This window comes from Paraclostridium tenue (genome assembly GCF_039521565.1).
Taxonomy (GTDB): domain Bacteria; phylum Bacillota; class Clostridia; order Peptostreptococcales; family Peptostreptococcaceae; genus Paraclostridium; species Paraclostridium tenue.
Genome location: NZ_BAAACP010000013.1, coordinates 1 through 13,384, shown reverse-complemented (window position 1 = coordinate 13,384; position 13,384 = coordinate 1). Strand labels below are relative to the sequence as shown.

Below are 13,384 nucleotides of genomic sequence, written 5' to 3'. Positions count from 1 at the left end.
CTCCCCTTTTTAATTTGTTAAAGAATAAAATGAAGTTCTTATTAAATCTATTATCATTGTTGGGTACTCTCTTATTAAATAATTTATTCTGATTTTCATTGGTGTTTGTGATGCTAAACCTTCATTTTCAACTCCCAATATATTTGCTATTATCATAGACCTTGTTAAATGAAATTCATTAGTTACTATAAGTACTTTCGTCTTTTCGTCTTTTCTATTTTTTAATATATCTTTGCTAAATTTTAGATTTTCTAAAGTTGTCGTTGCCTTATCTTCTTTTATTATTTTATTTTCATTTACTCCATTTTCTATTAAATATCTTTTCATGGCTACCGCTTCAGATATCATTTCATCTTTACCTTGTCCACCCGATACTATTATTTTTGCATTTGGGTTTAATTTATAATATTCTACAGCTTTATCTAATCTTGATTGTAATGTCTTTCCTACCTTATATCCATCAAGTCCTGCTCCTAATACTATTATATATTTTAGATTTTCTATATCTTTAACTTCTTTAAATTGATTTATATTTATTATTAATATAGATTCTATAAATATAAATGAAACTATAAATATAATTAGTATTGTATTATATATTTTTAAAATTAAATTTAAATATTTTTTATTTTTTATATTAACAGTATTATTTAATATGATACTAAAACATATTGCATAAATACTAAATAAAATAAATACTGTAAAAAAATTTACTCCCTTTATTAAAAAAGTAAATAAACTAAAAACTATAATGGCTAACGATAAATAAAGTTTTCTCATATATTTTAAATTTCTCCCTAATTATGACTTATTCTATCTATACTTTTGTATTAGATTATTTAAACTTTCCTCAAATTTTATATCGTCTTCTCTTTGTCTTTTTTTAGGCCCTTTCATTTTTTTCCCTGAACTTCTTGCTTTTTTTGATAAGTGTCTAGTAAATAATAACTCGTCTATATTTTCATTAGTATATATTTTCCCATTTTGATTTATAGGGTAACCTTCTTTAGATAAAACCATTGCTGCTAGTCCATAATCTTGTGTTACTACAATATCTCCTTTATTAACTTTATTTACAAGCGCAAAATCTACTGAATCTGCCCCCTTTGAAAGTATTATTGTTTCAATTCCTGGTTTATTAAATATATGTGATGTATCACACATTATTATCGTTTCTATATTAAACTTTCTCGCTACTTTTATTGTTATATCTACAACTGGACATCCATCTGCATCTATTAATATTTTCATAATATTCTCCTTAATAAATATATCTAATATTACTTAATTTATTATAGTATCAAAATAAATAAAAAAAAAGACTGCTTCCGATACAGTCTTTTCAAATTGGGTGGGTATTAGGTTTAAAATACTATTTTATGGGGGGATAGTATTTTATCTAAAGGTTATAAGGAATCAATTATAAATGATTCTTATATGTAATTTTTAAAATTTATGTCAATTCCTATTGTCTTGTCTTTGTTTTTTGTCTAATCTTGTTGTCTATGTATACATAGTACTACAATTTTTTCGTAAAATCCATAAAAAAATAAATGTTTTTTATAAAATTTTTATTTTATGACAAATTAAAATAACATATTAAATTGCAATTTTAAATATAATTTGATTTATATGTAATAATACTTAATTCTATAATCATAACAATTATAAAATTTCAGTGAATTATTATATGCTACATTAGCCCAAATTTAATTATAAACAAAAGACCTTTTATAAAACAATTAATTTATAAATGACCTTTTAAGTATTTATTTTATTATTATCCCCATAAGTTTAGCTAATTCTAAACTTTGGACAACTGAGAAAATTCCTCCAGATAAATCTTTTAATCTGAATTCACACCCATCTATATTACAAGTTGTAAAGTCTACACCTTTTAATGAAATTCCATTAAATATAGATTTACTTAAATCTGTATTTTCCACTTCTAGATTATGATTATGCACTTCTTGAAAAACTCCACTTTGAAAATCTGAATTTTTAAATCTTACTCCTTTAAACTTTGAAAAGGAAAAGTTTGAATATCTTCCTATGCTATCTTTAAAAACTACATCTTTAAATATAGAATCTTCAAATATCGTTCCTGTTAGTTTACAATTTATAAACTCTGCTCTATATATTCCACTGTCACTAAAATTTATATTAGACATATTACAGTTTTCAAATATAACATTAGTAATATCAATTTTTCTTAAATCGCAATTTTCAAATACTACATTTTTAAATATACAGGAATTAAATCTAACTCTTACCTCGTATATATCCGATATAGTAGTGTTTTCTATTATTTTATTTTCTAGATATTCTTCATCATAAATTTCATTAATTACATCGTAAGCCTCTTCTAAGCATTTACTTATCTTAGGTTTTTCTATCTTTTTTTTCATACTAAAGCTCCTTTATATCTTTATATGATTGCTTCTTATCTTTGTTTTGAGTATCAATATCTTTTCCATATCCATATACACTCTTATATTTATTTATATACAATATAGATATTATCATTGATATCATCTCTGCCAATGGCACAGCTAACCATACCCCATTAACTCCTAGAAACTTAGGAAGTATAATTATTCCTGCTATTAAAAATACAAATGTTCTTAAAAACGATATAGTTGCTGATACTCTCCCGTTTGAAAATGCTGTAAACATAGAAGATGCAAAAATATTTACTCCGGTTACTAAAAATCCTATAGAAAATAACTTAAATCCTTTATATCCTATATCAAATACCCTAGTTCCTCTAGGTGAAAATGTACCTACTATACTAGGTGCAAATATCATTGATATTGTAAATAATACCAATGAACTTATAGCTATAAACCTAGTACTGTATTTAATTATCTTTTTAAGTTCTTTTTTGTTTTCATTGCCATAATTATAACTTATTATTGGTGCAACTCCAGAAGAAAACCCTATATAAGCTGAGTTTATTAAAAACTCTCCATACAATACTATAGTTATAGCAGCTACTCCATTTGATCCTAAAAGTTTCATCATTACTATATTAAATAACATTGTAGTTACCCCTGTAGCTAAGTTAGTAACCATCTCTGATGAACCATTAGTGCACGAATTTATTATAACCTTAAAATCTAACTTAGGCTTTACAAAATATAATGTTGATTTTTTTTGTGTAAAATATATAGTTCCAAGAATTACAGGTAATAAATTTCCCATGCCAGTTGCATATGCAGCTCCTGATATACCCATATTCATAGGTACTATAAATACATAATCTAATATCATATTTGTAAGCCCACCAATGATTGTTAATATTAATCCTACATTTGGTTTTCCTGATGTTATTGATAAATATTGAAATAATAAATTAATTATGTATGCCGGTATAAAAAAAAGTAATGCTGAAAAATAATCCATACAGTAATCATTTAAATCTTTAGTAGATCCCAATATGGATATTATTTTTTCTGAGAAAATAAATCCTATTAAACTTATTATAATTCCTAGTGATAATCCAAGTAATATTATTAATGTGAAATTTTCTTTGGCTTCTCTTTCTTTATTTTCTCCTAATTTTTTAGCTATAACTGCACTACTTCCCGTAGCTAACATAACTCCTACAGCTATTACTACATTTATAAATGGATACACTATATTTACCGCTGATAGTGCATCTGTATTTACAAATCTTGATACGAACACTCCATCAACTATAGTATATAAAGATATAAATACAATCATAACAATAGAAGGTATAGTAAACTTTATAAGTGATGAGAAATTAAAACTTTTTGCTAATGAATTTTCCATACATCCTCCCTTACCATATGTCTTTTTTATTATATTAATAAGATAATATATATATTTACCATATAGTCAATAGGAAATTTTTAAAATAAAAGTAAATTCATAAAAACATCTATTGGAAATAATTTTTATGAAAATGTAATATTGGATAATTTAACTTTTAAAGATATTTTTTAGTTAAGTTTTTAACTTTTATGTTTCATGTGGAAATTTATGGGTATTTAGAGTAAAGAGGTGACATTTAATATGAATACTATAGATAAAATATTTATTAAAGAATTTCTTACAAAACTTGATTCAAATCCGTTTCAAGTTAAACTTTGGGATGGAGAAGAATTTTTAGTTGGTCAAGGTGAACCTGTCTTTAAAGTATGCTTTAACAATCCTATAAGTAAAAAAGATTTATTAACTAGTACTTCTTTATATCTAGGTGAAGCTTATATGAGAAAAGATATTGAGATTTCAGGAGATTTATTATTGGCTCTAGATACTCTATTTAGTTGTCAAAAAGATCATTTCCATACTAATTTCTCAAAACTTGGTAAAATATTTCATAAAGCAGGTAACGAAAAGAAACAAAAATCTGAAGTTTGCTACCACTATAATCTTGGTAATGACTTTTACAGTCTTTGGTTAGATAAAACACTTAGTTATTCTTGTGCTTATTTTAAAAATGAAAACGATACATTATATGAAGCTCAAATGAATAAAATCCATTATATCTTAAAGAAACTTCAATTATCAGAAGGTGAAACTTTATTAGATATAGGTTGTGGATGGGGTTATTTACTTATAGAAGCTGCAAAAAAATATAAAGTAAAAGGAACTGGTATCACTTTAAGTGAAGAACAATATAAAAAATTCCAAGAAAGAATTGAACAAGAAGGTCTTGAAGATTACTTAGAAGTTAAGCTTATGGATTACAGAGACCTTGAACACTCAGGAATGTCTTTTGATAAAATTGTAAGTGTTGGTATGCTTGAACATGTTGGTCGTGAACATTATGATTTATATCTAAAAAATGTAAATAGTGTATTAAAACCAAAAGGTCTATTTTTACTACATTACATAAGTGGTTTAACTGAATCTCCTGGTGATGCTTGGATTAAAAAATATATATTCCCAGGCGGTGTTTGTCCATCTTTACGTGAGATTATAGATTTATTCCCTAAATATGATTTCTATACATTAGATGTTGAAAGTTTAAGAAGACACTATACAAAAACTTTAATAGAATGGTATAAAAACTTTGATAAACAAAGAGATACTGTAAAAGGTATGTTTGGTGAAGAGTTTGTAAGAATGTGGGATTTATATCTAACTTCTTGTGCTGCTTGCTTTAATAATGGAGTTATCGATTTACATCAAATTTTAATAAGCAAAGGTGTTAACAACGATATTCAAATGACTAGAGCTTATATGTACGAAGATTAATTTAAACTAAAAATGAGTAAATTTCTTGTTACAATTATTTAAATTGTGCTAGGAAATATGTACATTTTTAAATTTTACATAAAACGAACATAAATATTTATACAAATTTACATAATATAAGGGGAGTAACTATTTATTACTCCCCTTTTTATTTATAATTCTATCTTTCCATCAACTATATTTATTATTCTATCTGCTTTTTTTGCGATATTTAAGTCGTGAGTTATAACTATTAATGTTTGATTATATCTTTTAATAGATTTTTTAAGTAAGTCCATTACTTCTTCTGTAGTTTTACTATCTAAATTTCCTGTTGGTTCATCAGCAAGTATTATACTTGGCTTTGTAGATAATGCTCTTCCTATTGCTACTCTTTGTTGCTGTCCTCCTGATAATTGACTCGGAAGGTGACTTTTTCTTTCTTTAAGTCCTAGCAAATCTATTAATTCGTTTATATATATTTCATCTATATTATCATTTCCTAACATAAGAGGAAGTTCTATATTTTCTTCTACATTTAATACTGGTATTAAATTATATTGCTGAAATACAAACCCTACTTCTTTTCTACGATACTCGGCTAGTTCTTTATCTTTTAATTTGCTTATATCTTTTCCATTTACTTTTATACTTCCTCCACTTAATCTTTCAAGTCCTCCTAGTAAATGTAGTAACGTACTTTTACCACTTCCACTAGGTCCTATTATTGCAACAAACTCGCCCTTTTCAATATTTATATTTATATCATTTAAAGCGTTTACTTTATTTTCTTTACTTCCATAAGTTTTAGATAAATTTATAGTTTCTAAAATTGACATTTTTAATCCTCCAAATTTTAAATTTTTACTCGTTTATATTCATCATTTCAACTACACTTACTTTTTCTAACTTTTTAGCAGGGAAATATGTTGCCATTATTCCAACTAAAGTATTTATTATTATAATTAATATAAAGTCTATATATCTTATGCTAAATTCTATTCCATATTTTGAAACTTCAAATGAGTCATAAGTCATTTTGTTAAGTATTAAAGATACTACTATGATTATTAAGCTTGATATTAGTGTGTATATAAGACCTTCAAATGTTATCATTTTTCTAAAGTCTTTATTATTAAGCCCTATTGCTCTTAACATTCCAAATTCATTTGTTCTGTCTACTATACTTTGACTTATGTTATTTACTATATTTACAATAGCTATTACAAATAACACTAAAACCATAGCATAATTATAAATTCTTGATTTTTCATACATTGCGTCTGAGTTTCTTTTTTCTTCAATTAGATTTCTAGCCATTGCTCCATTTACTTTTATAGTAGTTCTTAAAACTTCATCATAAATTTTTTTGTCATTTGCACCTTCTTCTAAATTTATATTTATAGCTTGATAATTTTCTCCACCTGTAACTTGCTTAAATTTATTATCACTCACTATTACATCTATACAACTATTTGATGTATATGTGTCTTCTGCCATAAATGGATAGCTAACTACTGCTCCTACTTTAAATTCTTTTTCTATATATTTAGCATCTTTATCTTCTAAAGTACAAAATTCTATAGGTCTTTTTCCATCTTCTCTAAATTTAACTTTAACAGTATCTCCTGCTTTTATATTTGCTACTGGAGTCCCATTGTCAACTAAATTATACACTGTACCTTCTTTATCTTTTTGTTCAACTACTCTTGGGACATAAACTACTGCTAAATCTTCATTTTTCATTTTTTCAATATCTATTTTTCCTTCAATTAGATAATCATTCAATTTATTTAAAGCTTTTTTATCATATCCTCTAAGGTTTTGCTTAAGTATTAATTCATTATTTGTATTGTCTTTTACTAAATAACCCTTAAACAAATTTTTCCCTCTAATAGATTTATTTATATGTTCAAAATAATCTTTATTGGTTATATCTTTTTCATTCATAACCATTCTTCCATTCATTATTTGAGATTTTACTACTTCTTTTACTCCATCTATATTTTCAAGTTTTTTTATATCTTCACTAGTTAAACCATTTCTTTGATTTTCAGTTCCATAAATATCAATCCTCATATCAGAATTATTATTTAACACTCTATCTACTATAAAGTCATCCGATTGAGATAAATGTAGACGGTAATTAGAATTTATAAATAAAACTCCACATATACTCATAGAAAAAATTATCATTATAAATCTTTTTTTATTTCTTAATATATTTTTAAATGATATCGCTTTGTAAATTTTCATGTATTTTCTTAAAGTTTTAACATTTACCATGTTTCTTTTTATATTGTCAGATTTTCTATTTCCTTTTATAGCATCTATTATTGATAATTTATTTATCTTTTTATATGTAAAAATTGAAATTAAAAATAATATTAAAATCATAAATAATATAGCTACTAATATTTCAAATATTGGATAAACCATATGTAGTTTAATTATTTCTCCATTTAAAGCTATATTAGTTTTTAATTTGCTAGCATTTTTATTTGCTATAAATGAAGCTATAACTCCAGCTAAAATACCTATAGGTATTCCTATAAATGATAACGTCATTAATTCATTTAATATAAGTTTAAATACTTTAAAGTTTTTAGCTCCTATTGCTCTTAATATTCCATATTCTTTAAATCTTTTGTACATAGATATATTAAAAATACTATATATCACTATTCCACATATTAAGCTTATAACTAAAGCACTTAAAATTGTGTCTAAGCTAACATTATTTGCATTGTTTGATATTGTTATTAAATCATCTGAACTATATATATTGTCTTTATTTATATTAGATTTTTTAGCTAATTCTAAAGTATAATCTGGTATATCTACTTTTTCATTAAAAGCTATTCCAACCTCTAAGTTTTCACTATTTTCTTGTAGTGGTAAATACATTTGCATTTTTCCTATTTGCTTTTCTGTTGGTCTATCTTTTATAATTCCTACTAATTTAAATTCTTCGTCTTTTACATTTTTATTTATATCTTCAATATTTAGTTTTATAATTTGGTTTATTTTAGGTTCTAATCCAAGATTTTTTAATACCCATTCTTCAGCTACTATTTCATTTTTAGACTTTGCAAATCTTCCTTTTTCAAGTTTTGAATTTGAAATTATATAATCTTCATTACAATTTATCATTATTACAGATTGTTTTTCTTTATCTGTAGTTATTCCATGAAAATTAAAAGCTCCTACATTTTCTAAATCACTAGATTCTTCTATTATTTTTAATTGTTTATAATTTAAATTTTTAAATATTGTGTGATATATTCCTGTGTTGTACTTCATAGTTTGTAATTCATTCATGTTTTCTGTTTTTGTTAAGGTTAATATCCCTACTATCATAGCTACTGATAAGATTATACTTAGTATAATTGCTAAAGATCTTGCTTTGTAGGCCTTCATATACCTAAATCCTAAATTTAATTTTTTTCGCATTTTTTCCCCTTTCTTTTTCTAAGCAAATTTCTTTTATAAGAGCATTGTACCTTAATTTTTTTACAAAAAAAGGAATTTAACTTCATTGTACAAACTTCGTTATTAAATTGTAATAATTATACTTTTTCGTAATAAATTCTTAATAATTTAGCTCCCAGTTTACAAGATTATTTAATAAAATCGTATGTTATAATATTTTTAAAGGAGTGATTTTAAATGGGTGAAAATATATTAATAGTTGATGATGATAAGGAAATAGTTGATGCTATTGAGTTTTATCTAAAACCAGAGGGATTTAATGTTTTAAAAGCTTATGATGGACTAGAAGCTATTGAAAGTTTAATAGATAATAATATAGATTTAGTTATTATGGATGTTATGATGCCTAATATGGATGGTCTTAAAACAACTCTTAAAATTAGGGAAAATAATAATATTCCTATAATACTTTTATCTGCTAAAAATCAAGATATGGATAAAATTTTAGGTCTTAATATGGGTGCTGATGATTATGTTACTAAGCCTTTTAATCCATTAGAACTTATAGCTCGTGTTAAGTCTCAACTTAGAAGATTTATTAATTTAAATAATAGTAAAGACAATATAGATTGTTCTAATTGTAATAATAGCTTACTTATTAGTGCCGGACTTTGTTTAAATAAGGATACAAAAACTGTCACACTAGATGGAGATGTTGTTAAAGTTACGCCTATTGAATTTAAAATTTTAGAATTTTTATTAGAAAATAAAGGTGTGGTTTTTTCTTCTAAGGATATTTACGAAAACGTTTGGGATGATGTTGCGTATAATTGCGAAAAAACTGTTGCTGTACATATAAGAAGGATTAGGGAAAAAATAGAGATAAATTCAAAGGATCCTAAGTATTTAAAGGTGGTGTGGGGAATTGGCTATAAAATTGAAAAAATTGCTTATTAATAATCCATTTTTAAAATTTCTTTCTTTATTTATACTTTTTATCTCTTTATCAATATTATTTGAAGTATGTTTTAATATAATGTTTAACTTTTTAGGTTTTTCTACTACATCTCATATGGCTAAGTACTACTTATTTGGTCCAGTTTTTGAGTATTCCAGAACTGAACTTTTAATAATCCAAAAACATATAGCTTTTACGACTTCTATAATATCATTAATTTGTTTTATAATTTATTTGCTTAACCGCAAGTCTAATATAAAATTTATAAATTCTTCAATTAGATTAGTAAATTTTGTATCTATTGAAATAATTTTAACTTGTATAATATTTGTTTTTTTTACTAGATATTGCGTTTGGAAGCGAACTTATGAATTTTATGATACAGATTTAATTATAGCAAATACCATAATTCTGTGGGTATTTTATCTTTCTTTTATTAGTATTTACTCAAGTAGAAATAATATTAAGTCAAGGTTTATTTCTATATACCTAGTGAAAAAGTTTATTTCTAAAAAAGACAAAAACACTTTAGCAAAAAAAATATCAATAGCATTTGTAATCGCTGTATTAATTCAGTTTTTTTTCGTTTTTTTTACAATAATAATGTTAGACTATTGGCCAATATACGCATTAACTAGAGCTATTTATCTATCAATTGTAAGTATTATATGCTATTCATATATTTATAAAAAAATAGAAGAAAAAATTGATTATATTGAATATATAGAACGTAATATAAAAAATATAGAAAATGGGGACTTAAAGTATAAATTAGATATTATAGGAAATGATGAATTAGCTTCTATTGCAACTAGTGTTAACAATATTGGTGAAGGTTTAGATAAAGCTTTAGAAAGTCAACTTAAAAATGAAAAAATGAAAACAGAACTTATAACTAATGTAAGTCATGACTTAAAAACTCCACTTACTTCTATTATTAGCTATATAGATATATTAAAAAATAACAAATTAGATAAACAAACTACTAATAATTATTTAAGTATCTTAGATAAAAAATCACAAAGACTTAAAAATTTAGTAGATGATATTTTCGAAGCTTCTAAAATTAGTAGTGGTGATATAGAACTTCATTTTGAAAAAACAGATATAAAAGAACTTCTTATTCAAAGTATTGTAGAACTTGATGACAAGATTGAATCTTCTAAACTAGATTTTATATTAAATACTCCAAATGAACCTATTTTTACTAATATAGATGGTAAAAGAATGTTTAGAGTATTTGATAATCTTATTTCTAATATAGTTAAGTATTCTTTACCAAATACTCGAGTATATGTAGATGTATATACAGATTGTGGTTACGTGTTAATTACTATGAAAAATATTTCTAATCATAAATTAAACATATCACCTGATGAACTATTAGAACGATTCGTCCGTGGTGATGTTTCAAGAAATACTAGTGGAAGTGGATTAGGACTTTCTATTGCTAATAATTTAGTTGATATGCAAGGTGGTAAGCTTGAATTAGATATAGATGGGGATTTATTCAAGGTTAAATTAAAATTTAGAATTCTTCAAAATTTAAATGGGTGTAAAGCTTAATACTTTTGTTTTTTATCCGTATAATTACTGTATTATTTATAGGTAATGGAGGATAGTATATTGAAAAATTTAAATTTGGTCATGATTACAAAAAATGAGGAGTCCAAGTTAAGAAGATGTTTAAACTCAGTAAAAAATTTAGTAAATGAAATAATAATAGTAGATACAGGATCTACTGATAGCACTAAAGACATAGCACTAGAATTTGGAGCTACTGTATATGATTATTCATGGGATAACAATTTCTCCAATGCTAGAAATTTTGGTTTAAAAAAATCTAATTCAGATTGGAATCTAATATTAGATGCAGATGAATTTATTTCAAATATTGACTTTGATAATATTTATAAGGTTTTAAATAGTAATGATAAATTTATTGGTCAAATAAAAATAGTTAACTTATTTGAACAAGAAAATGAAATAAGAAAATCTACTTCTTTTATTTCAAGACTTGCTCCAAAAGGTGTTTATTTTACAGGTAGTATTCATGAACAATTAGATTCTACTTTGCCTAGAAAAAAAATTGATATTGAAGTAGAACATGATGGATATTTATATACAGATAAATTTAAAAGAAATATAGATCTTATACTTAATGAATTAAAGGAAACTGAAAATGATATATATTTATTGTATCAAGCTGCAAAAACATATTACTCTAATAAAATGTATAAAGAAGCTTCTTTTTATTTTGATAAGTTCTACTCTAATCTTTCTTCTTATGATTATGATTTCGTTAAAGATGGATTAATTCTTTATTTATATAATTTAATTAAAGTTAATGAACTTGAAAAAGGGTTAATGGTTATTGAAAATACTTTTGATTTTATGAGTGATTGTTGTGATTTTTACTTTGTTTGTGGTTTGTTTTTTACAGAATTAGTTGCTTATGATTCAAATAAATATATATCTTATTTTAATAACATAGATATTTGCTACTTAAATGCATTGCAATTGGATTATGAAATAGTTGAAGGTACAGGTAGTTACTTAGCAGCTTTTAATTTAGGAATTTTTTATGAGTTATCTAATAACTTAGAAAATGCTATTAAGTATTTTAACCTTTCTGCATCTTATAAATATAAGCCAGCACTAGACAAATTAATTAGCTATACTAATTAATAATCGTATTTTTTAATAAATAAGGAGTAACAAATTGTTACTCCCCTTTAAAATTCCATTCATAATAAAATTCATTTAAATATTCTTCCATAAATTTATGTCTTCTATTAACTTATCTATTTCTGTATTAATATTGAAACTTAAATTGTAATATAGCTATTAGCCATAAATGTAGTGGGTAAAATATATAAAATAAATATTTACTAAATTTATTGTTTATACCCCTTTTGCCATTATATAAAAGTATAAATGGCACTACTAATATAAATAAAAAATCGGAATTAAACATTAGCATACTTATAGTTTCTTTTACAGTAGAGTATGATTTATAACTCATAATAAATAATACTATAGATAAACATACATATAACACTATTTGTTTTTTTTCATTTTTTCTAAATAAATATGTTATTAAAATAAATGGGATTAAAATAATTCCTCCCTCCGTAAAAAATCCTAATAAAATTAAAAGTGTTGAAAAAAGTAATAATCCTATCTTTTTAATACCTTCTTTATTTTTACTAAACTCTATTAAATTTATAATAGTAAGTCCTATTGCCAATGTCAAAAATATATTATTATAAACATATACTTCTTTTGATTTTAAAGCTATATTAATTATAAAATTTCCAATTTGCATAAATATTGCCCATCCAAATAATCGAATATTATATCTTAACTTATTTCTAGTATGAAATAAACCTTCCACTAATAAAAATCCAAATATAGGTGCTACTACCCTTGATAAAGGATGATACCACGCTGAAAATGCATTTGGAAAAGCAATATATAAATGATCCATTAACATAAGTACAAGTCCAATCATTTTTAATTCAAATGCATTAAACTTTACCATAAAAATACCTCCTGTTTTTATCTTAAGTACATTTTACCTTTAGATAAAAAATAGAGCCATTTAATAACCTTACATATATATTACATTTTCGTAATATAATTTAAAATCGATTTAATCTTATAAAATAAAAAAGAGTATCTTTAATTAAAGTGGACCCTTTGTCAAGGACACTAGAAAAAGAGAGTTATTAAAAAACTGATAAAAGCTGATTTCTGTATTGTACAGGAGTTAGCTTTTTTAAA

11 protein-coding genes are annotated in these 13,384 nt (G+C 24.2%); 4 read left to right on the top strand and 7 right to left on the bottom strand.

Annotation, left to right across the window (positions count from 1 at the left end):
* Window positions 1-9: 9 nt before the first annotated feature.
* The 4 genes from ABFX13_RS10645 to ABFX13_RS10630 form a co-directional block, all read right to left on the bottom strand.
* Window positions 10-780, bottom strand: a complete 771-nt coding sequence (locus ABFX13_RS10645; protein ID WP_346045771.1) for a YdcF family protein — start codon at window positions 778-780, stop codon at window positions 10-12.
* 33 nt (window positions 781-813) lie between these two features.
* Window positions 814-1,251 carry a YaiI/YqxD family protein gene (locus tag ABFX13_RS10640; protein WP_346045769.1) on the bottom strand — a complete coding sequence of 146 codons (438 nt, stop codon included), beginning with the start codon at window positions 1,249-1,251 and terminating at the stop codon, window positions 814-816.
* A gap of 518 nt (window positions 1,252-1,769) precedes the next feature.
* Window positions 1,770-2,408, bottom strand: a complete 639-nt coding sequence (locus tag ABFX13_RS10635) for a pentapeptide repeat-containing protein (protein ID WP_346045767.1) — start codon at window positions 2,406-2,408, stop codon at window positions 1,770-1,772.
* 1 nt (window position 2,409) lies between these two features.
* Window positions 2,410-3,798 carry an MATE family efflux transporter gene (locus tag ABFX13_RS10630; RefSeq protein ID WP_346045765.1) on the bottom strand — a complete coding sequence of 463 codons (1,389 nt, stop codon included), beginning with the start codon at window positions 3,796-3,798 and terminating at the stop codon, window positions 2,410-2,412.
* Between the two features lie 243 nt (window positions 3,799-4,041).
* Between ABFX13_RS10630 and ABFX13_RS10625 the strand changes: the two genes are divergently transcribed.
* A complete protein-coding gene (locus ABFX13_RS10625; protein ID WP_346045762.1) occupies window positions 4,042-5,229 on the top strand; it encodes a class I SAM-dependent methyltransferase in 1,188 nt (395 codons plus the stop codon).
* Window positions 5,230-5,381: 152 nt separating this feature from the next.
* On the opposite strand, the gene ABFX13_RS10620 is transcribed toward ABFX13_RS10625, so the two are convergent.
* Together ABFX13_RS10620 and ABFX13_RS10615 are read right to left on the bottom strand one after the other, a co-directional pair.
* Window positions 5,382-6,047: an ABC transporter ATP-binding protein gene (locus tag ABFX13_RS10620; RefSeq protein ID WP_346045760.1), complete on the bottom strand. Its 666-nt coding sequence runs from the start codon at window positions 6,045-6,047 to the stop codon at window positions 5,382-5,384.
* A 25-nt stretch (window positions 6,048-6,072) separates the two neighbouring features.
* Window positions 6,073-8,661, bottom strand: a complete 2,589-nt coding sequence (locus ABFX13_RS10615) for an ABC transporter permease (protein ID WP_346045758.1) — start codon at window positions 8,659-8,661, stop codon at window positions 6,073-6,075.
* A gap of 216 nt (window positions 8,662-8,877) precedes the next feature.
* On the opposite strand from ABFX13_RS10615, the gene ABFX13_RS10610 reads away from it, so the two are divergent.
* From ABFX13_RS10610 to ABFX13_RS10600, 3 genes are all read left to right on the top strand, one after another.
* Window positions 8,878-9,597, top strand: a complete 720-nt coding sequence (locus ABFX13_RS10610; protein ID WP_346045756.1) for a response regulator transcription factor — start codon at window positions 8,878-8,880, stop codon at window positions 9,595-9,597.
* 493 nt (window positions 9,598-10,090) lie between these two features.
* The gene (locus ABFX13_RS10605) at window positions 10,091-11,164 is read left to right on the top strand and encodes a HAMP domain-containing sensor histidine kinase (protein WP_346045754.1); all 1,074 of its coding nucleotides are present in this window, start codon (window positions 10,091-10,093) and stop codon (window positions 11,162-11,164) included.
* An 81-nt stretch (window positions 11,165-11,245) separates the two neighbouring features.
* Window positions 11,246-12,286, top strand: coding sequence for a glycosyltransferase family 2 protein (locus ABFX13_RS10600; protein ID WP_346045752.1), 1,041 nt, complete (start codon window positions 11,246-11,248; stop codon window positions 12,284-12,286).
* Window positions 12,287-12,413: 127 nt separating this feature from the next.
* On the opposite strand, the gene ABFX13_RS10595 is transcribed toward ABFX13_RS10600, so the two are convergent.
* Window positions 12,414-13,142 (bottom strand): TraX family protein, encoded by a 729-nt coding sequence (locus ABFX13_RS10595; protein WP_346045750.1) that lies wholly within the window; start codon window positions 13,140-13,142, stop codon window positions 12,414-12,416.
* Between the last annotated feature and the right edge of the window lie 242 nt (window positions 13,143-13,384).